This window comes from Streptomonospora litoralis (assembly GCF_004323735.1).
GTDB classification, from domain to species: Bacteria; Actinomycetota; Actinomycetes; order Streptosporangiales; family Streptosporangiaceae; genus Streptomonospora; species Streptomonospora litoralis.
In genome coordinates this window covers 2105574-2127156 of record NZ_CP036455.1, presented here as the reverse complement: position 1 = coordinate 2127156, position 21583 = coordinate 2105574, and the positions used below count along the sequence as shown (strand labels likewise).

Annotated in this window: 25 protein-coding genes and 1 pseudogene; 6 read left to right on the top strand and 20 right to left on the bottom strand. The window is 71.4% G+C overall.

Annotated features, from left to right (window positions below):
* Window positions 1-349 precede the first annotated feature (349 nt).
* From EKD16_RS09195 to EKD16_RS09145, 11 genes are all read right to left on the bottom strand, one after another.
* The gene (locus EKD16_RS09195; RefSeq protein WP_341351890.1) at window positions 350-898 is read right to left on the bottom strand and encodes a bifunctional 4-hydroxy-2-oxoglutarate aldolase/2-dehydro-3-deoxy-phosphogluconate aldolase; all 549 of its coding nucleotides are present in this window, start codon (window positions 896-898) and stop codon (window positions 350-352) included.
* Window positions 899-996: 98 nt separating this feature from the next.
* Window positions 997-2010 carry a sugar kinase gene (locus EKD16_RS09190; protein WP_131098002.1) on the bottom strand — a complete coding sequence of 338 codons (1014 nt, stop codon included), beginning with the start codon at window positions 2008-2010 and terminating at the stop codon, window positions 997-999.
* Complete coding sequence (locus tag EKD16_RS09185; protein ID WP_131098001.1) at window positions 2007-2888, bottom strand: SMP-30/gluconolactonase/LRE family protein; 882 nt, start codon at window positions 2886-2888, stop codon at window positions 2007-2009. Before EKD16_RS09185 ends, EKD16_RS09190 begins: the two co-directional genes overlap by 4 nt.
* An 11-nt stretch (window positions 2889-2899) precedes the next feature.
* Window positions 2900-4045, bottom strand: a complete 1146-nt coding sequence (dgoD, locus tag EKD16_RS09180; RefSeq protein ID WP_131098000.1) for a galactonate dehydratase — start codon at window positions 4043-4045, stop codon at window positions 2900-2902.
* Window positions 4042-4773, bottom strand: a complete 732-nt coding sequence (locus EKD16_RS09175) for a FadR/GntR family transcriptional regulator (RefSeq protein ID WP_131097999.1) — start codon at window positions 4771-4773, stop codon at window positions 4042-4044. The genes dgoD and EKD16_RS09175 overlap by 4 nt, the downstream gene beginning before the upstream one ends.
* Window positions 4774-4795: 22 nt before the next feature.
* Entirely contained in the window at window positions 4796-5551 is a 756-nt protein-coding gene (locus EKD16_RS09170; protein WP_131097998.1) for an SDR family NAD(P)-dependent oxidoreductase, read from the bottom strand.
* A 38-nt stretch (window positions 5552-5589) separates the two neighbouring features.
* Window positions 5590-6555 (bottom strand): DUF4380 domain-containing protein, encoded by a 966-nt coding sequence (locus tag EKD16_RS09165; protein ID WP_131097997.1) that lies wholly within the window; start codon window positions 6553-6555, stop codon window positions 5590-5592.
* Window positions 6552-7640 (bottom strand): zinc-dependent alcohol dehydrogenase family protein, encoded by a 1089-nt coding sequence (locus tag EKD16_RS09160; RefSeq protein ID WP_131097996.1) that lies wholly within the window; start codon window positions 7638-7640, stop codon window positions 6552-6554. Before EKD16_RS09160 ends, EKD16_RS09165 begins: the two co-directional genes overlap by 4 nt.
* A 26-nt stretch (window positions 7641-7666) precedes the next feature.
* Window positions 7667-8677 (bottom strand): ABC transporter permease, encoded by a 1011-nt coding sequence (locus EKD16_RS09155; RefSeq protein WP_131097995.1) that lies wholly within the window; start codon window positions 8675-8677, stop codon window positions 7667-7669.
* A gap of 12 nt (window positions 8678-8689) precedes the next feature.
* Window positions 8690-10207 carry a sugar ABC transporter ATP-binding protein gene (locus EKD16_RS09150; RefSeq protein WP_131097994.1) on the bottom strand — a complete coding sequence of 506 codons (1518 nt, stop codon included), beginning with the start codon at window positions 10205-10207 and terminating at the stop codon, window positions 8690-8692.
* 45 nt (window positions 10208-10252) lie between these two features.
* Window positions 10253-11251: a substrate-binding domain-containing protein gene (locus tag EKD16_RS09145; RefSeq protein ID WP_131097993.1), complete on the bottom strand. Its 999-nt coding sequence runs from the start codon at window positions 11249-11251 to the stop codon at window positions 10253-10255.
* Between the two features lie 285 nt (window positions 11252-11536).
* Here EKD16_RS09145 and EKD16_RS09140 point away from each other — a divergent pair, with 285 nt between their 5' ends.
* Window positions 11537-11917, top strand: a complete 381-nt coding sequence (locus tag EKD16_RS09140; protein WP_131097992.1) for a TraR/DksA family transcriptional regulator — start codon at window positions 11537-11539, stop codon at window positions 11915-11917.
* A gap of 271 nt (window positions 11918-12188) precedes the next feature.
* On the opposite strand, the gene EKD16_RS09135 is transcribed toward EKD16_RS09140, so the two are convergent.
* Both EKD16_RS09135 and EKD16_RS09130 read right to left on the bottom strand, forming a co-directional pair.
* On the bottom strand, window positions 12189-12371 hold the full coding sequence (locus EKD16_RS09135) for a hypothetical protein (protein WP_131097991.1): 183 nt from the start codon (window positions 12369-12371) through the stop codon (window positions 12189-12191).
* A gap of 55 nt (window positions 12372-12426) precedes the next feature.
* A complete protein-coding gene (locus EKD16_RS09130) occupies window positions 12427-13062 on the bottom strand; it encodes a TetR/AcrR family transcriptional regulator (protein ID WP_131097990.1) in 636 nt (211 codons plus the stop codon).
* 142 nt (window positions 13063-13204) lie between these two features.
* Between EKD16_RS09130 and EKD16_RS09125 the strand changes: the two genes are divergently transcribed.
* Window positions 13205-13885, top strand: a complete 681-nt coding sequence (locus tag EKD16_RS09125) for a sulfotransferase family protein (RefSeq protein WP_131097989.1) — start codon at window positions 13205-13207, stop codon at window positions 13883-13885.
* Window positions 13886-14061: 176 nt separating this feature from the next.
* On the opposite strand, the gene EKD16_RS26595 is transcribed toward EKD16_RS09125, so the two are convergent.
* The 7 genes and pseudogenes from EKD16_RS26595 to EKD16_RS09090 all read right to left on the bottom strand — a co-directional run bounded on the left by EKD16_RS26595 (window position 14062) and on the right by EKD16_RS09090 (window position 17947).
* A complete protein-coding gene (locus EKD16_RS26595) occupies window positions 14062-14247 on the bottom strand; it encodes a VOC family protein (RefSeq protein ID WP_131102266.1) in 186 nt (61 codons plus the stop codon).
* An 18-nt stretch (window positions 14248-14265) separates the two neighbouring features.
* Complete coding sequence (locus EKD16_RS09115) at window positions 14266-14586, bottom strand: SRPBCC family protein (protein ID WP_207391482.1); 321 nt, start codon at window positions 14584-14586, stop codon at window positions 14266-14268.
* 64 nt (window positions 14587-14650) lie between these two features.
* Window positions 14651-14764 (bottom strand): annotated as a pseudogene (locus EKD16_RS09110) (transcriptional regulator); the annotation flags it as partial.
* Window positions 14765-14889: 125 nt separating this feature from the next.
* Window positions 14890-15558, bottom strand: coding sequence for an RloB family protein (locus tag EKD16_RS09105; RefSeq protein WP_165498540.1), 669 nt, complete (start codon window positions 15556-15558; stop codon window positions 14890-14892).
* On the bottom strand, window positions 15503-16855 hold the full coding sequence (locus EKD16_RS09100) for an AAA family ATPase (protein WP_131097986.1): 1353 nt from the start codon (window positions 16853-16855) through the stop codon (window positions 15503-15505). Before EKD16_RS09100 ends, EKD16_RS09105 begins: the two co-directional genes overlap by 56 nt.
* Before the next feature lie 274 nt (window positions 16856-17129).
* Window positions 17130-17426 carry a hypothetical protein gene (locus EKD16_RS09095; protein WP_131097985.1) on the bottom strand — a complete coding sequence of 99 codons (297 nt, stop codon included), beginning with the start codon at window positions 17424-17426 and terminating at the stop codon, window positions 17130-17132.
* Window positions 17423-17947: an ATP-binding protein gene (locus EKD16_RS09090; protein ID WP_131097984.1), complete on the bottom strand. Its 525-nt coding sequence runs from the start codon at window positions 17945-17947 to the stop codon at window positions 17423-17425. The genes EKD16_RS09095 and EKD16_RS09090 overlap by 4 nt, the downstream gene beginning before the upstream one ends.
* A 418-nt stretch (window positions 17948-18365) precedes the next feature.
* Here EKD16_RS09090 and EKD16_RS09085 point away from each other — a divergent pair, with 418 nt between their 5' ends.
* The 4 genes from EKD16_RS09085 (at window position 18366) to drmC (ending at window position 21054) form a co-directional block, all read left to right on the top strand.
* Window positions 18366-19184, top strand: coding sequence for a helix-turn-helix domain-containing protein (locus EKD16_RS09085; RefSeq protein ID WP_242677309.1), 819 nt, complete (start codon window positions 18366-18368; stop codon window positions 19182-19184).
* Window positions 19177-19419 carry a DUF397 domain-containing protein gene (locus tag EKD16_RS09080; protein WP_131097983.1) on the top strand — a complete coding sequence of 81 codons (243 nt, stop codon included), beginning with the start codon at window positions 19177-19179 and terminating at the stop codon, window positions 19417-19419. The genes EKD16_RS09085 and EKD16_RS09080 overlap by 8 nt, the downstream gene beginning before the upstream one ends.
* Window positions 19420-19646: 227 nt before the next feature.
* Window positions 19647-20681 (top strand): SNF2-related protein, encoded by a 1035-nt coding sequence (locus EKD16_RS26055; RefSeq protein WP_242677308.1) that lies wholly within the window; start codon window positions 19647-19649, stop codon window positions 20679-20681.
* A complete protein-coding gene (gene drmC, locus EKD16_RS09070) occupies window positions 20611-21054 on the top strand; it encodes a DISARM system phospholipase D-like protein DrmC (protein WP_242677307.1) in 444 nt (147 codons plus the stop codon). The genes EKD16_RS26055 and drmC overlap by 71 nt, the downstream gene beginning before the upstream one ends.
* Window positions 21055-21583 lie beyond the last annotated feature (529 nt).

Below are 21583 nucleotides of genomic sequence, written 5' to 3'. Positions count from 1 at the left end.
CAGGATGGGTCTCTCAGATCTGTCCACGGAAGGCGTCAGCCGCCGTGGGAGACATCTGGGAGATCATCTTTTCTCACGGGGTCGCTTCGGACCCTCCCGCGGCCTCGTCCCGGTAGGGCTCATCGCCCACCTGGGGGACGAACGGCACCGGTTTTCTTCGCTCTACGTGCGCCTGCGCCTGGCTGCGCGGACTGTCGTCGCCGGCCCTGCAGCGGGCCCACGCCCGCCGCCGTCCCTGTACTCCAAGCCGATCCCGATCGTCTCGCGCTGGGCTATCGGCGAATGCGCCGGTCGCAGCGGCCCCCTGAGCCGACCCGGAACGCCTTCGGTTCGCCTTCCGGGCAGGGCCTCACAGCTCGGCCAGGAGCGGAACCTGGTCGGGATCGGCTAGGGCGGATCCCACCGCCACCATGCGTGCACCCGCCGCCAGGAAGTCCCGCGCGTTGCGGCCGTCGACGCCTCCGGTGGCCACTACGCGCACATCGGGGAACGGTCCGTGCAGCGCGCTGATCCACTCCGGGCCGAGCACCGACGCCGGGAACGCCTTCACCCAGCGTCCGCCGACGCGCAGCACCCCCTGAACCTCGGTGGGTGTGGCCACACCTGGCAGGTGGGGCATGGCGGCCTCCTCCGAGGCGGCCATGACCTCCGGGTCGAATCCGGGCGCCACGGTGAAGGCGGCGCCTGTGGCCGCGACCGCGCGGACCTGCTCGGCGGTGACGACCGTGCCCGCACCCACCGCGAGTCCGCGTTCGGCACCCGCCCGCACCGTCGCCCGCAGCGCCTCCATGCCCTGGGCGTCGCGGGCGGGCACCTCGACCGCGGTGATCCCCAGATCCCAGGCCCGGCTCGCGAGGGCGACCGTGTCCGCTGCCGGCATGCCGCGCAGGATGGCCATCACCCGCCGATCCCCGAAGAGCGCGGCGAGCCCGTCCCGCTCGGCCGACCCCGCCGACCCCGTCGGTCCGACCGGTCCCCCGCCCGGCGCCTCGCCGCTCATCGCCGCCTTTCCGCCGTCGTCCACGCTTCCTCCTCCTCGTCGTCGCCGGACCGCACCGACAGCAGCGCCGCTGCCGCCTCGCCCCAGTCCTCGTCCGGGCACGCCAGTGCGGCGTCCCACTCCCCCGCGCGCGGCGGGTCGGCGAGATCGCCCGTCACGCGCAGGACCCGCCCGGCGCACAGATGGCCCAGGCGCAGGCGGCCCGCCGCGTCCAATCCGCGCAGGCCGCCCGCCAGGTAGCCCGCGGCGAAGGCGTCGCCGGCGCCGACCGGTTCGACCACCCCGACCGCCGGCGAGGGCACGCGGGTCGTCTCCTCCGCGCGGAACTCGGTCGCGCCGTGCTCGGCGTCCTTGACCACCAGCTGCGGGACGTCCGGGAGCAGCGCTCGGATCCGGGAAGGGGTGGCGGTACCCCACAGCTCCTCGGCCTCGTCGCGGCCGACCAGCACCACGTCGGCGAGCCGCGCCAGCTCCAGCAGCCGCTCGGCGGCCCGGCCCGGCCGCCACAGGCGGGCGCGGTGGTTGACGTCGAAGCTCACGGTCAGGTCGGGGTCGGCGAGCAGCCGCTCGGACAGCGCGTCGCAGGCCGGCGACAGCGCCGGGGTGACACCGGACAGGTGCACCACCGCCGCGTCGCGCACCGGCGGCGCGTGCACCGTCTCGACGCCGAGAGCCGAGGCCGCCGACCCGGCGCGGTAGTAGTGGACGGTGCTGCCCGCCGGTGCGGGGTCCTTGGCGAAGAGGCCGGTGGGGCGGTCGGAGTCGACGCGGACGCCCGAGACGTCCACGCCGCGCTCGGCCACGCTGCGGACGACCACCCGGCCGAAGGGGTCCTCTCCCACCGCGCTGACCCAAGCCGCCGGGTGGCCGAGCCCGGCCAGGGTGCAGGCGACGTTGGACTCGGCGCCCGCCGCCGTCACGGCCAGGTGCGGCGCGGAGTCGAGCGGCCGCGCCGTGGTCGGGACCAGCAGGGCCATGGTCTCGCCGACGCACACCACCGGGCCGGTCACGACGGCGCCCCGAAAGCGGCCGCGGGCGGCGCGGGGACGTCTACGGCCGCGCGGTACACCGCCCCGTCGTGCTCACCGCCCGGTTCCAGGCCGATTGCGGCGGAGGAGACGAACAGGTGCGGCGTCTCGGCGCCGACCACGCACACGCTGGTGGGCTGCGCGGCGGGCAGGGCGATCACCCGGTCCAGTCTCCCGTCGGGAGTGTAGCGGTGGACGCGCGAAGCGCCCCAGACGGCCGCCCACAGGTGGCCGGCCGCGTCCACCTGCATACCGTCGGGGCCGCCTTCGGACACGCGGGCGAAGACCCGGCCGCCGTCGAGGTCGCCGTCGGCGGTCACCGTGTAGGCGTCGATGCGGCCGTCGGCGCTGTCGGCGAGGTACATGAGCCCTCCGTCCGGCGAGAACGCGGGTCCGTTGGGCACGGTGTAGCCCTCCAGTACGCGGTGGACGCCGCGGTCGGGATCGACCCGGTACAGCGCGCCGGCGTGTTCGGTCTCGTCGTAGGCCATCGACCCGGCCCAGAAGCGGCCCGCTGGGTCGCAGCAGCCGTCGTTCATGCGCATCGCCGTGGGCGCGCCGTCTTCGGGCCGCGCCAGCCACTCGACCTGCAGGTCGTGGTCGGCGCCGACGGTGAGCACCGCGACTCCGGGGCCGGTGGCGGCGATGAACCTCCCCGCCGCGCCGCGGACGGGGGCGACGGCGCCCAGCGGGCCGTCGAGCTGCGCCAGGATGCGCACCGGGCGGACCGGCGCCTCGGTGTCCAGGGCGAGCAGGCGGCCGGTGAGGATGTCGACGCCGACCAGGCCAGACGGCGTCCACCGCAGCCCTTCCCCCAGTTGGAACCGTTCGGTCGTCCAGCGCTGGGCCGGGGTGTCCATTGCTGCTCCTCCTACCATTCGGCGAACGATCCGTCGGCGTGGCTCCACACCGGAGGGCGCCACCGGTGGCCGGCGCGGTCGGCGGCGCGCACGGCGTCCTCGTCGATGCGCACGCCCAGGCCCGGCGCGTCGGTGCGGTGCATGTGCCCGTCGGGGAAGGCGAAGACCCCCGTGTCCAGAACGTAGTCGAGGAGTTCGGCGTCGGTGTTGTAGTGGATGCCGATGCTCTGCTCCTGGATGAGGAAGTTGGGGGTGGCGAAGGCGACCTGGAGGCTCGCCGCCAGCGCGACCGGGCCGAGGGGGCAGTGCGGTGCGAGCAGGGCGTCGTAGGTCTCGGCGAGGGCGGCGATGCGCCGAACCTCGGAGATGCCGCCGGCGTGGGACAGGTCGGGCTGGGCCACCGCGATACCCGCTTGCAGCGCCGGGAGGAACTCGCCGCGGGAGTAGAGGCGTTCGCCGACGGCGATGGGCACGGGGCCGGCGCCGACCACACCGTCGAGCAGGTGCCCGAACTCGGGCAGCACCGGCTCCTCGGCGAACATCGGCCGCAGCGGCTCCAGCAGCGGCAGGACGCGCCGGGCCGCGGCGGCGGTGAACCGGCCGTGGAAGTCCACGGCCACGTCGCGGTCGTCCCCCAGGACCGAGCGGACCTCGGCAAGGCGTTCCACTACGCCGTCGATCTCGCGGACGGTCGGCGAGCGGCTCACCGTCCCGGCCGCGTTCATCTTCACCGCGGTCAGCCCGGACTCCACGCGGGCCGCCACCGCTTCGCGCAGCCGCCCGGGATCGTCGCCGCCGACCCAGCCGTAGACACGCACGCGGTCGCGGACGGGCCCGCCCAGCAGCCGGTGCACCGGCATGCCCAGCCGCTTGCCGGCGATGTCCCACAGCGCCTGGTCGAGCCCTGCCACCGCACTGGAGAGGATCGGTCCGCCCCGGTAGAAGGCGGCCTTGGTCAGGCGCTGCCAGTGGTGTTCGATCGGAGCCGGGTCCTCGCCCACGAGCAGGTCGGCCATCTCGTGCACGGCGGCGCGAACCGTCTCGGCCCGGCCCTCCACCACGGGTTCGCCCCACCCGACAAGGCCCTCGTCGGTGTCCACGCGGCACAGCAGCCAGCGCGGCGCGACCAGGAACGTCTCGATTCGGGTGATCCTCATTCGGGTCTCTCCAGTCCGTCGTGGGGCGCGTCGTCGCCGGCGGCCCGCAGCAGGTCCTCGTCGGCCTGCTCCAGCAGCGAGCGCATCGCGCTTTCGGCCGCCGCCGGGTCCCCCGCAGCGACGGCCTCCGTGACAGCGGTGTGGCTGGGTACCGGGTCCTTGTGCGTGCCGGAGTGCACCAGGCGGTCGCGCTCGATCAGGCCCGCGGAGATGAAGATGTCGGAGCGGGTGTAGAGCTCGTTGCCGGTGGCGGCCAGCAGCGCGCGATGCCAGCGCAAGTCGCTTTCGGCGGCGTCCTCCGGGGATGAGTCGTGTGTCTCGGCGATGTCCCGCACGGCAGCGCGCAGCTGGGCCACGTGGTCCTCGGTGCGGCGCAGCGCCGCCAGCCGGGCCGCGGTCGGCTCCAGTGCCCCCCGCAGTTCGGCCAGGTTGCGGAAGAACGCCTCGCCCGCGCCCGCGGCGACCTGCCACTTGACCACATCGGGGTCGAGCAGGTTCCAGTCCGACCGCGGACGCACGTAGGTGCCCTTGCGCTGGCGGGATCCGACCAGCCCCTTCGCCCCCAGAACCCGGATCGCCTCCCGGATCGCGGTGAGGCTCAGGTCCAGCTCGCCGCTCAGTGCGGCCAGGTCGATCGTCTCCCCCTCGGCGATCCTTCCGGACACCACGCGTTCGCCCAGCAGTTGCACGGTCTGGCCGTGGACTCCGCGTTCCGAGTAGGCCGCCATCAGTTCCGTCCTCCCCTTGGCCTCACGACGATGCCTTGTAGATACTCCACCCTCCATCGACCGGCAGGCTCACTCCGGTGATGAAGGACGCCTCGGCGGACGCCAGGAACGACACCGCGGAGGCGACCTCGTCGGGCTCCCCGAAGCGCCCGGCGGCGGTCTGGGCGACGCTGTCGCGGCGGTCCTCGTCGTCGACGCCTTCCCAGGCCGCGGTGAGGACGGGGCCGGGCAGCACGCAGTTGACGCGCACCCGCGGCCCGTACTCCACCGCCAGCTGCCGGGCCAGCGAGGTGAGTCCGCCCTTGGTGGCGGCGTAGGCGGGCCGCCCGGGCAGGCCGAACCAGGCGTGCACCGAGGAGACCAGCACCACCGCCCCGCCGTGTTCGGCAAGGTCCGCCAGGCATGCCCGCACGCCCAGGAACGCGCCGGTGAGGTTGACCGCCAGCTGGTGCTCCCACGAGGCCGCCGAGGTCGCGTGCAGTGGCGCGATCTCGACGGTGTAGGCGTTGGAGACCAGCGCGGTGACCGGGCCGAACTCGGATCGGGCGGTGCGGACGACCTCCGCCCACTGCGCCTCGTCGGCGGCGTCGGCGCGCACCGCCACCGCGCGCCCGCCACCCGCGCGGACGCGCTCGGCCGCTTCGTCCACTTCCGCGGACAGGTCGGTCATCACCACCGCGGCGCCCTCGGCGGCCAGGCGGCGGGCGGCGGCCTCGCCGATGCCCTGGGCCGCGCCGGTGACCACGGCGGTGGTCCCGGCGTGTCGTGTGTGTGCCATGTCCCTCCGTAGGTTGCCTAAGCCCGGTGCGGTGGCCGTTACGCGTGCGGCGCGGCGAGTTCGACGCCGACGGCCAGCGACATGCCCGCCCCCGGGGCGAGGTCGGTGAGCGGCCCCAGCACCTCGCACTCGACCACCCGGTCGACGGGGCGCAGCCCGCCCAGGTGCGCCAGCGGGCGCTCCAGCGGGCATTCCAGCCACACCTCGGCGCGCGACCCCTCGTCGGGGTAGCGCCCGTCGACCGGGGTGAAGGTCTGGGTGAGCGTGCCCGCGCCGGAGACGTGGCTGATCCGTCCCGCGGCCGTGGGGAATCCGACCTTGCCGACCACGTCCTGGGCGGGCACCCGCAGCACACCGGGAGCGTGCTCGACGACGCTCGGGGTGGCGTCGCCGGCCACCAATGGCACGGTGTGCGGCCCGTCGCCGCTGACGTCGACGTAGACGCCGCCCGTCCGGTCCGCCGGAGCCTCTCCGTCGAGCTGGGTGACGTTCCACAGCGCCCAGGTGCGCACGGTATCGGAGGTGTTGACCGCTTCGAGTTCCATCCGGTAGCCGGATGCGCCGGGCGCCACGCTGACCCGGCGGCGCAGCCACAGCCCGGTGCGCGGGTCCTCGCCGCTGGTCATGGTGAGCACGGCGGCGCCCTCGGGGGCTGTGTCGACCCGTGCCGCATAGGCGCCCGAATCGAGGACCGGGTCGGGCGGGCCCGCCCACTCCCCGGGACCGTTCCAGCCTTGGGGCGCGGGCCAGGTCTTGTCGCCGCCGACGTTGTTCCACGCGCTCATGGGCCCCTCGACCGGCCCCAGCCGGACGCCCGGCCGCGCCTGCAGATCCGCGTCCAAAAGCCGCGGGTTGCGGTAGAGGAACTCCCGGCCCGCGAGGCGCAGCGACAGCACGCGCCCACCCAGGCCCGGGGCGGCGGTCAGGCGCAGCACACCGGTGTCGAGGACGATCCGCTCGTCGGGGCCGTCCCCGTCGCGCATGACGCGCACGGGCGCGCTCACTGCCCATCCCCGCTGGTCAGGACGACCTTGCCGCGGCTCTCGCCCGCGGCGAGGCGGTAGGCGGCGTCGGCGTCGGCGAGGTCGAACCGGTCGGAGACGACCCGCTCGGGGGCGAGGCCCCAGCGGACCAGGTTCCGGGCGAGCTCGGCCATGGTCGGCAGCGAGGTCACCCAGGAGGCGTGCAGCGTCAACTGCTTGTGCAGGAGCGTGTCGGAGACCTCGGTCTCCAGCACCCCGCCCTCGCCCACGAGCGACACCCGGCCCCACTCGGCGGCGTGCTCGAGTGCGAGTGCGCGCCCCGGGCGCGATCCCGAGCAGTCGATCGCGGTTGCGGCGCCGCGGCCGCCGGTGGCGGCGCCGACCGCGTCGTCGGCCTCCTCGGGTGCGGCGACGGTGTCGAAGACGTCGAGCCCCGCCGCCCATTCGCGCCGCCGCTGCGAGGGCTCTACCCCGATGACGCGGGCGGCTCCCATACCGCGCCCGACCATCCCGGCCGCCAGGCCCACGGGCCCGAGTCCGACGACGAGCAGGTCGCCGTCGCCGTTGACGCCGATGCGCCGCAGCCCTTCGTAGGCGGTGCCGAACCCGCAGGCGATGAGGGCGCCGTCCACGTGCGACAGCTCGTCGGGCAGCTCGACGCAGGTGGACTCGTCGGCCAGCAGGTATTCGGCGTGGCCGCCGTCGCGCTGCCAGCCGTAAGCCGCGCGGGAGGCGTCGGTGCAACTGATCATGTAGCCGCGGCGGCAGTTGTCGCAGCGCCCGCACCCGGCGATGTGGTAGACGATCACCCGGTCGCCGGCTTCGAACCGGCGGCATCCCGGCCCCGCCTGCACGACGGTCCCCGAGGGTTCGTGCCCGGCGACCACGCCCCGGTAGGCGGGGCCGTCGATACCGCGGTGGGTCTTGTGCTCGTGGTAGATGAACCCGATGTCGCTGCCGCAGATGCCCGACGCGCCCACGCGCAGCAGGACCTGTCCCGGGCCGGGCTCGGGCACGGGCAGGGTGTCGAGCGCCGCGGTGGAGTCGCCCGGCAGCCGGACGCCGCGCATGGTGGCCGGCCGCGGCGCGGTGGTGGTCGTGTTCACGCGGTTGCCTTTCTTCGCTCGGCGGCTCAGGTGAGGCGGTTCTCCGCCGTGCGCCGGTTGATGAGGACGTTGACCAGCACGGCGGCCACGATGATGAATCCGCGGACGACGTCCTGGAAGAAGGGGTTGACGCCCAGCAGCACGAGCCCGTTGGCGATGACGCTGATGAACACCACCCCGAGGAAGGTCCCCAGCAGGGATCCGCGGCCGCCGGCGAGGGCGGTGCCGCCGATGACCACGGCGGCGATGACGTCGAACTCCAGGCCGGCGGCCGCGCCGCCGTTGCCCGAGCCCAGGCGGGCGGCGAGCAGCACACCGGTGATCGCGGCGAGCAGGCCGGTCGTGGCGAACAGCAGCACCCGCACCCGGGTCACGTTCAGCCCGGCCAGGCGGGCTGCGGCGGCGTTGCCGCCGATGGCGTAGACCGAGCGCCCGTAGGCGGTGTAGCGGGCCAGGTAGGCGAACACGCCGAACAGGACGAGCATGACGAGCGCGGAGGTCGGGATGCCGAGCACCGAGCCGCCGAGCACGTCGAAGACGGCGCTTTGGGGCAGCGGGACGGGCAGCGCGTCGGTCATGTAGAGCGCGAGGCCGCCCAGGACGCTCCACAGTCCGAGTGTGGCGATGAAGGAGGGGACGTTGAACCGGGCGCGCAGCCAGCCGGCCAGGGCTCCCCAGCCGAATCCCAGTACCAGGGTGAGGGCGATGGCGCCCATGACCCCGAGGTTCCACTCGGCGGCGCCCTTGGCGACCAGGACCGACGCGAACGCCACCGCGGGGCCGATGCTGATGTCGATGTCGCCCGAGACGATCACCAGGGTCACGCCCCAGGCGGCGATGCCGATGGTAGCGGCGTTGCGCAGCACGCCGAGCTGGTTGTCGAGGCTGAGGAAGCCGCTCGCGGAGGCGCCCAGCACGATGTAGAGCAGCACGATGGCGGCGAGCAGGCCGATCTCGTTGAGTCGGCGGCCGTAGCGGCCGGCGAGGCCGGGCCGGGCGGGGGCCGCTTCGGCGGGGGCTTGGGTGATGGTGGTCATTGCTACCTCGCCTCAGACCGCCATCGCGGCGGCCATGATGGTGTCCAGGGTGATGTCGTCTCCGGTGAACTCGCCGTCGATCCGGCCGCCGCGCAGGGTGAGTACGCGGTCGCAGACCAGGGGCAGTTCCTCCAGTTCGCTGGAGACGAAGACGACGGCGGCTCCTTCGTCGGCCAACTCCCGGATGATCCGGTAGATCTGGGCCTTGGCCTCGACGTCCACGCCGCGGGTGGGCTCGTCGAGGAGCAGGATCCGGCTGCCGGCGTGCAGCCATCGGCCGATGACGGCTTTCTGCTGGTTGCCGCCGCTGAGGTTGACGATGGGGGTGTCGGGGCGCGCGGTCTTGATGGAGAAGCGGTCGACCAGATCGCGTCCCAGGGCCGAAACCCGCGAAGGCAGCACCGTTCCGGCGCTCGACGCGCCCGCGAACCGGCTCATCACCATGTTCTCGGCGACGCCGAGCAGCGGTACGACGCCTTCGCCCTTGCGGTCCTCCGGGGTGATGCCCACGCCCAGGCGCTTCATGGCGCGCGGGGTGCGCCGGGCGACGGCGGTCCCCTCGACCGCGACGCCGCCCTCGGCCGGGGTGAAGCCCGCGAGGGCGCGCAGGATCTCGGTGCGGCCCGCTCCGAGCAGGCCGGCGAGCCCGAGGACCTCACCGGGGTACACGTCGAAGGAAACGCCGTCGATCTTAGGCGGCACGGCGAGATCGCGCACCGACAGCAGCGGGGTGCGGGAGCGGTCGACCCCGCTCGCGGGGCGCTGGAGGGGCTGGTCGCCTTCGCCGCCCAGCATCAGCGCCACGATGCGGGCGGTGGTGGTGCCGCGGACCGGGGCCGTCTCGACGACGGCGCCGTCGCGCATGACGGTGACGGTGTCGGCGACCCGGCGGATCTCGTCGAGGCGGTGGCTGACGTAGACGACGCCGACGCCCCGCTCGGCCACCCGGGTGACCGCGGCCAGCACGATGTCGGTCTCCCCGGCCGCCAGCGCGCTGGTGGGCTCGTCCAGGATGAGCAGCCGCGGCCGGGAGCGCAGCGCCCGCGCGATCTCGACGAGCTGCTGCTGGGCCAGGGCGAGCGAGCCGACCGGGGTGTCCGGGTCGATGCTCAGGCCGATGTCGGCGAACGCCTCGCGGGCGCCGGACCGCATGGCGGCATGGTCGATGCCGCGGGCGGTGGTGGGCCAGGCGCCGAGGTAGAGGTTCTCGGCCGCCGTCATCTGCGGTACCAGGCTGAGCTCCTGGTGGACGGTGCCGACGCCGAGTTCGGTGGCGCGGCGCACACCGCCGCCGGACAGCGGGGCGCCGCCGATCTCGACGGTGCCCTCGTCGGGTGTCTCGACTCCGCAGAGCACGCGGATGAGGGTGGACTTGCCGGCGCCGTTGCGGCCCAGCAGCGCGCGGACCTCTCCGGCGCGGACGTCGAAGTCGGCGCCGTCCAGGGCCCGGACGCCGGGATAGGTCTTGGTCACGGAGCGGGCCGTGGCGACGACGGCACCGGGTTCGGGGGAAGGGGTGTCACTGGGCATGGGGTGCTCCACGGGTGGCGGACGGCAGAGGTCGGGGCGGATGGTCTAGGGGATGCCGTCCGGATGCTCCTCCAGCCACCGGCTGCCGTCCTCGGGTGTGGTGTAGATGTCGATGGGCGCGTCGGTGACGAACTCCTCCGGTTCCTCGCCGTCGATGACGTCCTCGACGATCTCCCCGGCCATGCGGCCGACGGTGAGACCGGAGATGTCCACGTTGGCCTTGAGGATCGTGTGGTCGGCCAGGGCCTGGGCGGCGTCGGTGGACATGTCGCTGCCGAAGACCACCACGTCGCCGGTGCTGTTGCTGGTCTTGACCGTGCGCACCGCGCCCATGGTGGCGCCGCCCGCTTCGCCGTAGAAGGCGTCCAGGTCGGGGTGCGCGGTCAGCACGCGTTCGCCGACGCGGACCGCTTCGTCGATGGTGGCGCCCTGCTGGTTGGCGACGATCTCGGCGTCGGGCAGGCGCTCGAACAGCGCCTCCTCGAAGCCTTCGCGGCGGTCGACGCAGACCTCGACGAACTCGCAGTTCAGCACGGCGATCTTGGGGGCGGTCACACCCTTGTCCGCAAAGTGGTCGGCGGCGGCTTCGCCGAGCAGGCTGCCGAACTTGTGGGGGTCACCGAGGATGTAGGACGTGACGTACTTGCGGGCCGCTTCGTCCTCGATGCAGGTGTTGTAGCAGACGACGGGGACGCCGCTCTCGTGTGCGAGGCGCACCGCCGGGATGGAGGCCGTGGCCGAGACCGGGGAGAGCACGAGGGCGTCGACGTCGGCGGAGGAGGCGACGTCGACGAAGGAGCTCTCCTCGGAGGCGTCGCCCTGGGCGTTGACCTCAAGGAGCTGGTAGCCGGCGCCGGAGTCCTGCGCGTGGTCGCGGAGCCCTTCGCGGACACCGGCGTAGTAGCCCTGGGCGTCCATGTAGACGATGCCGACGCGGCCGTTCTCACCGAGCCGTCCGCCGCAGCCCGCGAGGGTCGTCGCGCACACTGCCGCCATCAATACGGCGAGTACGCCGGTCCGTGAGCGCAGTGGCCGTCGGGACATGGGGGACCTCCCTGAGCTGACAGGTATCCGCCTCACCTGGGCGGATACCGGCTTGACTGCCAGAGAGCATGCCACTGTGCCGCACGTTACGTCAATGAAAAATACTAATTAATGGTTTTTCGTGCCGCGCCGTGAAGCTCTTCCTGTAGGCGGTCTGCCGGCTCGGAGGGGTCTCGGTCGCCCCGGCACGCACCGAGCGGCCGAAGCCCCGTCCACCTCTGCCCGAGCCGCCCCCCGCTCGCGGAGCGAAATAGCCACCGCGCGGGCGGCGTTGTGTTCTGCATCATGGACGAAGCAGCGGAAGCGGATCCCCCCGAGCGCCCCGGAACCGACCACAGCGCGGCGGCCGAGCGGATTCGCCGGGCCAGAGCCGAAGCGGCGGCACTGGCCGAATCCCTGACGCGCCAGTGGGACGGCGTCGTCGACGCGGCCGCGTTGACGGCGAACGACGACGAGCACGACCCCGAGGGGCCCACCATCGCCTGGGAACGCGAACAGCTCCGGGCCATGCGCGAGCGCGTGCGGCGCGAACTCGCCGACCTCGACCGGGCCGACCGGCGGTTGCGCGACGGCGTGTACTGGACGTGCGAGGGCTGCCAAGGCCCGATCCCCGCGGAGCGCCTGAGCGCGCGCCCCACGGCGCGGACGTGTATCGGCTGCGCATGACCGGGGGCGGCGCGCAGCCCCGCTAGCCGGACGCTTTGCCTACTCCGAGGATGCGGCGGGCGGGCGCGCTACGAGTCTTACGGGGAACAGCGGCGGCGACGGTAGCGGATGGCCCGCCCCGCTGCCACCGTCGCCGCCGCTGTTCCGTAAGACCACTCACCACCCGGCAGACCAGCAAGACCGCCCAGCAGACCCGAGCCGCCACCCCCGCCAACCCCGGCGCCACCCCGCCGCCGCTGTTCAACCAATTCAGGAACTTAACGCAGTACTACTAGCGCCTGGTCGACGATGCGCTCGGCGGTGTCGCGGTCGGGGCAGTGGGGTCGCGGGTGACGTCGTCGGTGAGGCGGTCGAAGTGGTCGGGGCTGGTGAGGTCGCGGCCGCGTCCGCGGGGCTCGGGGGACTTGCCGTCCTGGCGAAACAAGACGGCACATCCGGCGGCTCCATCGGGCATTGCCCAACCGCCGCAGGATCTCCGAGGGCCGCGCCTGACCGGCACGCAGCCGCCCTTACTGCCCGGTCCGGTCCGGGTGCTCCTCGCCGGGGACTCGCATCGCCACCGGTCGTCCCGGGAGCGCGGGGCCGCTGTCCGGGCGCAGGCCGGCGACGGCGACGCCGAGGGCGCGCTCGATGAACTCCGGGACGTGCTCCTCGGGCAGCGCGGGCAGCGGGCGGGCGATCGCCATGATCAGCAGCATGATCTCGTCGGCTGCGACGTCGGAGCGCACCTGGCCGTGCCGCTGCGCCGCGGCGACCAGGTCGCCGACGGCCTCGACGACCTCCGTGCGGGCCCGGCTCAACTCCGGATCGGTGGCCAGGTCGGGGAGGATGGGCTGCAGCATCGGCATGAGCACCCCGGCCCGCAGCGCCGCCGCCGTCTCGACGAAGGTGTGCCAGGCTCCGGCGGGGTCGTCGGCGATGCCGTCCCGGGCCCGGCGCGCCGCCTCGCGCATCGAGCCGATCCCGTCCAGCACGACGGCGCGTACCAGTGCCGTCCGGTCGGGGAAGTTGCGGTACAGGGTCGCGATGCTGACACCTGCCCGCTGGGCGACGGCCTCCAGCGCGACGTCGGTGCCCCGCTCGATGAACAGCGCCCGCGCCGCACGCAGCAGTTCGTCGCGGTTGCGCCGCGCGTCGGTTCTCACTGCTCACCTCCCATGCCTTGCCGTGGCCGCAGTCTAACCGTAGGCTAACTCCACGGATTTCCGTAGGTTGTCCCTACGTTTAGTGGAGAGCGAAATCGAGGACTCCGCTGCTTCCGCCGAGACGACAGGGAGAGGCACGCAATTGCTGAAGGTCATCGGAGCCGGGCTGCCGCGCACGGGAACCAGTTCCCTCAAGGCCGCCTTGGAGCGCCTCGGGTTCGGCCCCTGTTACCACATGTTCGAGCTGATGAGCCACCCCGAGCACAGCGAACGGTGGAAGCTCGCCCTGGAAGACGGGCCGACCGACTGGGACCGTGTGTTCGAGGGGTATCAGGCGGCGGTGGACTTCCCCGCCTCGATCTACTGGCAGGAGCTGAGCCGGACCTACCCGGACGCCAAGATCATCCTCACCGTCCGCGACCCGAGACGCTGGCACGAGAGCGTCCGCAACGCCTTCCCCGACCCGTCCCGGATCGACACGGAGGGCCTCCCCGAGCCGATGCGGAGCTTCTCCGACTTCCTGCCGGCGTTGGCGGACGCGGCTCAGCAGCGGCTGTATCTGAACTGGGCGCCAAGCGTCTCCTTGACCGAGGAGGAGGCGGTGGACGTGTTCAACACCCACACCGAGCAGGTCCGCGCAGCGGCGCCGACCGACCGCCTCCTGGAGTTCTCCGCCCGCGACGGCTGGGGGCCGCTGTGCGACTTCCTCGGCGTCGAGGCTCCGGACGAGCCCTTCCCCCACCTCAACGACACCGAGACGATGCAGCGCATGTTCGCCACCATGCAGGAGACGGAGACGGTGGTCAGCCCCTTCGATACCTGAGGGGCGAGCAGCGCCCGGAGCCGTCCGCGCCGCCCTGCTTCGCGTTCGCCACACGCCATGCCGCCAACCCGTAGAGTTCAGGTTTCGCGTACCCGTCGGGCCGCCCGGGTCGGCCTCGGCGGCGGGGCGCAGTGGTGCGGCGTGCGCTCGGCGGCAAGCTGTCTCGCTCGCTGCGCTCACTGCGACCCGTTGCCGCAGCCGCGGTGGTGGCCGCTATCCGGGGGGTTCGGCGACGGGTGCCTGGCTGTAGAGCTGCTTGACGGCGCCTTCTTGACCTCCGTCTTCGCCACGAAGCCCAGTACCTCGGTGTAGAACGTCAGCGCCGCGGCCTGGTCATCGACGAAGACGCTGGTCGCGTTGATTCTCGTGGGCGGCCGTTCTCAGCCTTGGTGGGCGGGCAGGTTCTCCGCCGCCCAGCGCCGTCCCGGCTCCGGGTCGACGCCGAAGCGCTCGGCGTAGCGTTCGTGGATAACCCGCCACGGCTTGTGCGCCTCCTCGTCCAAGAGATACCCGCCGGCGAGGTGCGGTTCGAGCCGCGAAAGGTAGGTCTCCCAGCCCGTGGCGGTCTGCGCTGCCGGCAAGTCGTCGATGACGTGCGTGAAGACCAACCGGCAGCCGCCTTCCGCTTCGGCCAGCTCGAAGCTCTGCGGCTGACCGGCGAGCGTCCACGCCAGGCGATACGGCGCGTCGACCTCGGTCACCTCAAGGGTCGCACCGCCGCCGAGGTCGATGGTCTCGCCCGTCGCCGGCGTCCAGTCGGCGGCGCTTCATCGCCAAGCGGCCGCACAGTTCGAACAGGGTCTGGCGGTCCCGCTCGAAGAGCTCGTCGAGGATGGTTCGGCGGGCCGGGTCCGCGAGCGCCTTGTACACGTCACTCACGGACCCGATAATAGGCAAGTATCGACTTGCGTATCAAGTCGACTTGAGGCGGTTCAAGGCGGCTCACGGCGGCACCGCCTGGCGCGTCGCGCGTTCCGGTGGCGTCGGGGCGGCGGGCGGGCGCGTTACGAGCGTCCGTCGCCGGCGCTTCGGCCTGCGGACTTCCCCGCTTGCTGGATGGCTTCGACCACCCGCCAGACGCCGGTCGACGGGTTGCGGTCCTTGGCTCGCCGAGTCCCCTCGTGGCGCTGCTCGGCCCGCTGCGCACGGGATTTGGCCGTGGGATGGTCGCTGTAGGGAAAGCCGGAGGGCAGACGCTTGTCATAGCCCGCTATGTGCTGCGGGAGCTTCTCCTTGCAGAGGACGTGCCGGTGCACGGAACTCGTGTAGTCCTGGAAGTGGTAGAGCAGCCAGATCTCGAAGCAGGGGTTCGACACCACGATCTCGACGTCCTGCCTCCAAGCGAGGTCGAGTGCCTGGGGCAGCCTGGTGTGCTCGTCGACGTCCACCAGGCACCAGACCTGCTCGAATAGCAGGTTGTCGTCTTTCCCCCGTTTTGCGTCGCGTTTCGCTTCGTTCCGCAGCTCGACCGCGTGCTGGACCACCGCCAGCGGATCACGCCCGACTCCGACCTCCCGGACCTCCACGGGGAGCGACTTGAACAGACTCTTGATTCCGCCGAGGTAGTCGACCTCCGTGACAGCACCCTCGCAGACGACGAGAATACGCGGCTTCGGGTCACGTCTCCGCGTAGGCCGCGCGAGATTCTGCCTCGCTCGCCGAGGACGGTTCATCTGGTTCCCTGTGCAGGTCAGCGAATACCGAACGGATTTCCTCGAAATCCACGTAGGGAACCGCACCATACCTGCCTTGCAGGTAACCACGCTCGGTGTTCTCCGCATCGCGCGGGTGGAACTCGGCGAGGGAGAAAAGCTGGGTAGCGCCCTCCGCGTCCTTCTCGGTGAACCATACCTCATCACGGCCGAGGAGTTTGCGGTCCAGCATACTGCCGAGAAGGGTCGTGTCATGGGATGCGAAGACCAGCTGAGCACCGCGGGGGTTGATCCCGGGGTCTTTGAACATCCTGATCATCGTGGAGGAGAGCATCGGGTGCAAGCTGGAGTCGATCTCGTCGACGAGGAAGAGAGCACCGCTCTGCAGCACCTCGACCAGCGGACCGACGAGCGACATCCAGGACAAGGTCCCGTCGCTCTCCTCGCTGAGATCGAGCACCTGCGTCTTTTCGGCGCTTCCGCGCTCTAGGGCCAGCCTGCCCGTCCAGACCGCCGAAATGTTCAGGCCCCGCCCTCGCTCCAAGCTCTTCCGCCGTGCCTCCCGCATCTCATCTTCGGTTTTCTTCTCCTCCGTGCGCCAGCCCGTCACACCGAGATCGGCAAGTGCGATCAGGCGAAACACCTGCCGGGCAAGATCGGAACGGTGCAGCATATTCGCCGTTCGACGCATTCTGCTGCTCTGATCGCGATTGTCCTGCTGCGCGGCGGCAATCTTTCTGACGATTTCCGTATAGACGGCGAAGAGTTGATCATGGCCGTTGGACGCGGCCACGGAAAGATACAGCGAACTCCTCCTCGTCAGCCTGCGGATCTGTTCCAGCTCGCCTTTGAGTGAGCGGCCGAAACGGTACTCGTGCTCGCCGTCCCCGCCCGCATCCCGCTCGAACCAGCGCTGGGGGCGGCCATGGGGGTAGGCATACAGCCACTCGCCTGCCACCTGATCGTCGTCGACTTCGAATCCGTATGTGAACCGGACCCCGCTGCTGACGACGTCCACTTCGAAGAAGGACGGGGTCGCCTTCGCGTCCTCGTCCAACGCGAACGGATCCCGCGGAACCCCCTCGTCGGGCTCCCAGTGCGTGTACGAATCGCGGACCGCCAGGCGCATCCATCGCAGCGCGTCCAACACGTTCGACTTGCCCGAGGCGTTGGACCCGTAGATGCCGGCGACCGGCACAGTCGCAGGTACCTCACTCGCGCGCGGCTTGTCCTTGCCTCGCTTGGGGACCTCGACGAGGGACAGCTCCTGCTCGTCTCGGATGGATCGGTGGTTGGCGACGCGGAACCGCAGCAGCATGTCCGGTCCTCCTTCAGCAAACCCGCACCCGGTGAGCCACCCAGTGGGGCCGCTGGATGGGCGATTCGATGGATGATCGACCAGCTGGCAAGCCAGCAGCAGCATCCTATGCATCTTGGTACCCAGTTGCGATGGTTTCCTTCACAACTGGCGCTGAAATTACATCCCTGATGTTCTCAACTGACACCGCCGGTGTCGGTGCTCCCGCCACGGCAGGCTTGTCGCACCGGGGCGGCCGGCACCCCTCCGAGCCGGCCGTCCCGGTGCCGGGGTGTCACCCTCGAGTCGTGCGCAGGGCCGGGGGAATCCAGCGCCAGCGCATCGACCGCTCGGTGACGGTCAGGTGGTTGATCAGCTCGATGAGCCAGCGCCGCTGCTCGTAGTCGTCCTCCGCGCCCAGGCGCAGGCGGGCTTCGACGCCCGGCGCGAGGACGATGGTGAAGACCCGGGACGGGGCGTCGTAAGAGATGTCGAGGTCGGCGAGGCGGACGTTGTCGATGACGAGGGTGTCCGGGGTGTCGGGGGTTTCGGGGTTGTCGGGGACGTCGGAGTCGGGCCGCTGCGTGGTCATGGGCGCACCGCCGGGGCGTCGTCGGAGGGTTCGTGTCGGGACAGCGTGTAGTAGAGGCCGTGGCATTGGGACTCGCGCGAGATGGGTCCCCAGTCGTCGGCGAAGGCGTCGATGAGGACGAGGCCGCGCCCGGACTCCGCGTCGGCGCCCGCCGGGGTGAGGGCGGGAGCGGCGGGGACGGCGGTCTCGGCGGCGCCGTCGTCCTCGACGTGGACGGTGAGCGTGGCGGCCGTGATGTGCAGGCGCACGGTGAAGGCGCCGCCGGGGTCGTGCCCGGTGTCGGTGTGCAGCACGGCGTTGGTGGCGGCCTCGGACAGCAGCAGCGCGGCGGCGGCCACGGTTTCGCCCGGGATTTTCGGGTCGGTGCTGCGGGCGAGCAGGTCCTCCAGCCAGTGCCGGGCGTCGGCGACGCTGGTCCGGCGGCCGGGGAACGTGCGGGTGTGGATGTGCTGGGTGTCGTGCTGGGTGCGCTGGGGGTCCTGCGGGTGCCCGGGATGCCGGGTGTGCGTGTCCGGGGTCATCGTGCCTCCCCGGGGAGGCCGTAGGTTCCGTAGGCCCCGTAAGTCCCGTCAGCCCCGTACAGAAGGAGTTCGCCGCGCTGCTCGGCGAGGCGGACGTAAGGACGGATGCGGGACGAGAGCGCGCGCCAAGGGCTGTAGCGGCGGTGAGAGGGCCGGCGGCGGGGCAGCGTTTGGGGCGTTCCGGTCCGAATTGAGCCGATAGTGTTTGTCATGGATCTCCACCTGGTGTTGTCAGGTTGGGGGTTAAGGCCCTGACCGGTGCACCCACACTGGTCAGGGCCGCTTTCTGTGTCGAGCATCTCCCCCACGGCCGCGCCAGAAAAGCCCTCTGGTCATACTGCGGAAACACTCCGCCTACCGCCGGAAGTTACCGGAATGCATCCGTTGAGATAGGTAGCGCGTGTGGTGGAATGAAGATGTGAACGATGAAACCGCTGACGAACGCGTAATGCGGCGCTATGGACAAGAAATACGCCGTTTGCGCAATGAGTCCGAATTGACCCTCGAAGGGTTAGCGCGGCGAGCAGGCTCGTCGCGGACCCAACTGTCAGATGTCGAGCGAGGGGTGGCCAGGCCGTCTGCGCGGCTACGGCACTCGCTGGACGACGCCATCGGACACGGCCGCCTGAACCGCCTGTGGGAGGACCTGACCGGCGACGGCCAGGAAGCCTGGCGCTATGAGGTCGCAGAACTGGTACTAGCCGCGACGGTAATCTACGACTATGAAGTGCTCGTCTTTCCGGCGCACATGCAAACCGAAGCCTATTCACGCGCCCTGATCAGGTACGGGGCTCCCTGGATGTCTACGCAAGAGGTGGAAGAGGAGGTCCAAGCCCGCAAAACGCGCGGCGAGCACGTCGCCAACGGATCGGGGCCGAAGATCTGGCTTGTCATCGACGAGACGATCATGGCACGGCGCTACGGCGGTGCAGCTACCATGCGGGAACAACTGTCGTACGTGGTCGACCTTGCGGAGGGTGAGCGTGTGACGCTCCAGATGGTACGAGCCAGCGAGCCATGCCACCCCGGCAACAGCGGCCCCTTCAACATCATTACGTCCCCGAAGGCTCCGGATGCACTGTTCGCGGAGAATGCGCGGGAAGGACAACTCTCAACGAACCCGGAACACCTTCGGCGTTACCGTATGCTCTTCGCCGCTCTCCAAGGCGTCGCGGCAGGGCCCGCCGAGACCCTGACGGCGATGCGCAATGAAATCAAGAGGTTAGACGATGAATGAGAACCCTGCTGTCTGGCACAAGAGCAGTTACAGCGGCGGCAGCACCGGCAACTGCATGGAAGTGGGCTGGCACAAGTCCAGCTACAGCAACGGCGGCGCCAACTGCGTGGAGGTCGCCACCAGCCAACCCGCCATCCTCGTCCGCGACACCCAGCACCGCCCCCTCGGCCATCTCGACTTCCCCGCCGACGAGTGGACGGCCTTCCTCCACGCCGCCAAGGCCGCCGACCTGTAGACCGCCCCTCGACCCGCGCCCACCCTCGGCCCCTCACCTCCTCCACGCGAGGTGAGGGGCCTTTTCTGTCACACCCGACCGGTAAACCAGAGCCAGAACACCGGCGTCTTGCGCCGGGGCGATGGGGCAAACCGGTCGGCCAGACTTGCCAGACTCGCTTGTTAATCCGGTTAACACTCGATACCTTTGTCTTCCCAACCGCAGACGAGCATGAGCAGGAAGCCCTCATGCCCCCCTTGCCCTCCATGCCCTCGACGCCTGAAGCGGCAGCCGAGACGCTGCCCCAGCCGGAATCGCTCGTCGCGGTGCGCGGCCAGAAATGGGTCGTGAGCAGCGTCGAGCCCGCTCCCCTACTCGGCGGCGGCACCGTCGTCACCCTGCAGAGCGTCGAGCACGGCCGCTACGGCGACACCCTCGACGTCATCTGGGAGATCGAACCCGGGCGCTGGATCCTTCCCAGCGGGTCGCTGCCCGACGTCTCCCCCGACCACTTCGACCCGCCCGAGCGCCTCGCCGCGTTCCTCGACTCGGTGCGCTGGTCGACCATCACCTCCGCCGACGTCCGCACCCTCCAGGCCCCGTTCCGCTCCGGCGTGGCCATCGAGGACTACCAACTGGAACCGGTCGCCCGCGCCGTCGCCGCGCCCCGCGTGAACCTCCTGCTCGCCGACGACGTCGGCCTCGGCAAGACCGTCGAAGCGGGCCTGGTCGCCCAGGAACTCCTGCTGCGCCACCGCAGCCAGCGCATCATGATCGTCTGCCCCGCCGGCCTCACCGTGAAGTGGCAGGACGAGATGTTCGAGAAGTTCGGTCTGGACTTCACGATCATCGACTCCGGCCGCTGCGCCCAAGTGCGCCGCGACCTCGGCAGCTCCGCCAACCCGTTCAAGGTCTACCCGCTGACCATCGTCAGCCTGCCCTGGCTGCGCGGCGCCAAGGCCCAACGGCTCCTCGACGAGGTGCTGCCCGCCGGGAACGACGGCGCCGCCCCGCCCACGAGCGCGCGTTCGACCTGCTCATCCTGGACGAGGCGCATCACGTCGCCCCCGCCGCGCCCAAGCAGGTCTACGCCGTGGACTCCCAGCAGACCAAGCTGGTCCGCCGCCTGTCGCCGCACTTCACGCACCGGCTGTTCCCGGCCCGGCCAGCCACGCCGTCCCCGTCCGGGCGACCGCGCAGGCACTGCTGGAGGTGATCGCCGAGGCGTCGCAGGAACTGGTGCTGATGACCTACTCCGCGCGCCCGCACGCCCGCATCCGTGAGGCGCTCGCGGGCGCGGCCGCGCGGGGCGTGCGGGTGGACGTGGTGGTGGAGACACTGCAGGGGGCGGGCGGCGCCATCGGCGGCGCCGAGCCCGCGGCGGCGTTCTCCGGGCTCGACGGGGTGGCGCTGTGGCACTGGCCCGCGGGACTGCGGGAGCAGCAGACGGCCAAGGCCCACGCCAAGCTCGCCGCCGCCGACCGCCGGGTCCTCCTGGTATCCAGCGCGAACCTGACCCAGTCCGGGGTCTCCGACAACATCGAGGCGGGCCTGCTCGTGCGCGGCGGTGAGGCCCCGCGCCGGATCGCCGAACACGTGGCCGAACTGCGCACACGCGGCGTCCTGGCCCCGCTCTACGGAGGTGGGCACCGGTGACGCGGCACATCCCCTGTATTCCGGTTATATCGACCGAGCGAACCTCAAGCGCCGCTCCGCCCCCCACCGGTTTCATTCCTGGGGTACGGCCGACCGCAGCGAAATCTCGCTCAGCTTGTACAGCCGCGCCGGGTCTGTCTGTGGGGACGGATTCGGCGCCGAATCCGTCCCCACAGACAGACCCGGTGGGACCGGTGCCGCCCAACCCGGCGGGCACCGGTCGGCTGGGAGGAACAGCGGCGGCGAGGACGGCGGCCGGTCCGGCGGGGCGCCCGCGCGCCCCTCGCCGCGGATGCTGCCGGCCACCCGTGCCAGGTCCGGCGACGATGCAGGGCGGCGGCACGCCGAACCTGCCCTCCAGGCCGATCTCGGCGCCGACCCGGCGCCACCCGGCGGAACCTGCGCCGATGCGCCGAAAGTGTCTCCGGAGTCGGATTCGGCGCCGAATCCGTCCCCTCGGACGATTTCGGCGCGCCTGCGGACGCCGCCCCGCCCGCTTTGCCCGTTATGTCGGTATCCGCGTCAGCTA

What these genes read in the sequence shown, in the direction of transcription:
- EKD16_RS09195 (WP_341351890.1), bottom strand. Translation starts at nt 898, where the DNA reads ATGGCCATCCTGCGCGGCATGCCGGCAGCGGACACGGTCGCCCTCGCG.
- EKD16_RS09185 (WP_131098001.1), bottom strand. Translation starts at nt 2,888, where the DNA reads ATGGACACCCCGGCCCAGCGCTGGACGACCGAACGGTTCCAACTGGGG.
- dgoD (WP_131098000.1), bottom strand. Translation starts at nt 4,045, where the DNA reads ATGAGGATCACCCGAATCGAGACGTTCCTGGTCGCGCCGCGCTGGCTG.
- EKD16_RS09175 (WP_131097999.1), bottom strand. Translation starts at nt 4,773, where the DNA reads ATGGCGGCCTACTCGGAACGCGGAGTCCACGGCCAGACCGTGCAACTG.
- EKD16_RS09170 (WP_131097998.1), bottom strand. Translation starts at nt 5,551, where the DNA reads ATGGCACACACACGACACGCCGGGACCACCGCCGTGGTCACCGGCGCG.
- EKD16_RS09155 (WP_131097995.1), bottom strand. Translation starts at nt 8,677, where the DNA reads ATGACCACCATCACCCAAGCCCCCGCCGAAGCGGCCCCCGCCCGGCCC.
- EKD16_RS09150 (WP_131097994.1), bottom strand. Translation starts at nt 10,207, where the DNA reads ATGCCCAGTGACACCCCTTCCCCCGAACCCGGTGCCGTCGTCGCCACG.
- EKD16_RS09145 (WP_131097993.1), bottom strand. Translation starts at nt 11,251, where the DNA reads ATGTCCCGACGGCCACTGCGCTCACGGACCGGCGTACTCGCCGTATTG.
- EKD16_RS09140 (WP_131097992.1), top strand. Translation starts at nt 11,537, where the DNA reads ATGGACGAAGCAGCGGAAGCGGATCCCCCCGAGCGCCCCGGAACCGAC.
- EKD16_RS09135 (WP_131097991.1), bottom strand. Translation starts at nt 12,371, where the DNA reads ATGCCCGATGGAGCCGCCGGATGTGCCGTCTTGTTTCGCCAGGACGGC.
- EKD16_RS09105 (WP_165498540.1), bottom strand. Translation starts at nt 15,558, where the DNA reads ATGAACCGTCCTCGGCGAGCGAGGCAGAATCTCGCGCGGCCTACGCGG.
- EKD16_RS09100 (WP_131097986.1), bottom strand. Translation starts at nt 16,855, where the DNA reads ATGCTGCTGCGGTTCCGCGTCGCCAACCACCGATCCATCCGAGACGAG.
- EKD16_RS09095 (WP_131097985.1), bottom strand. Translation starts at nt 17,426, where the DNA reads ATGACCACGCAGCGGCCCGACTCCGACGTCCCCGACAACCCCGAAACC.
- EKD16_RS09090 (WP_131097984.1), bottom strand. Translation starts at nt 17,947, where the DNA reads ATGACCCCGGACACGCACACCCGGCATCCCGGGCACCCGCAGGACCCC.
- EKD16_RS09080 (WP_131097983.1), top strand. Translation starts at nt 19,177, where the DNA reads ATGAATGAGAACCCTGCTGTCTGGCACAAGAGCAGTTACAGCGGCGGC.
- EKD16_RS26055 (WP_242677308.1), top strand. Translation starts at nt 19,647, where the DNA reads ATGCCCCCCTTGCCCTCCATGCCCTCGACGCCTGAAGCGGCAGCCGAG.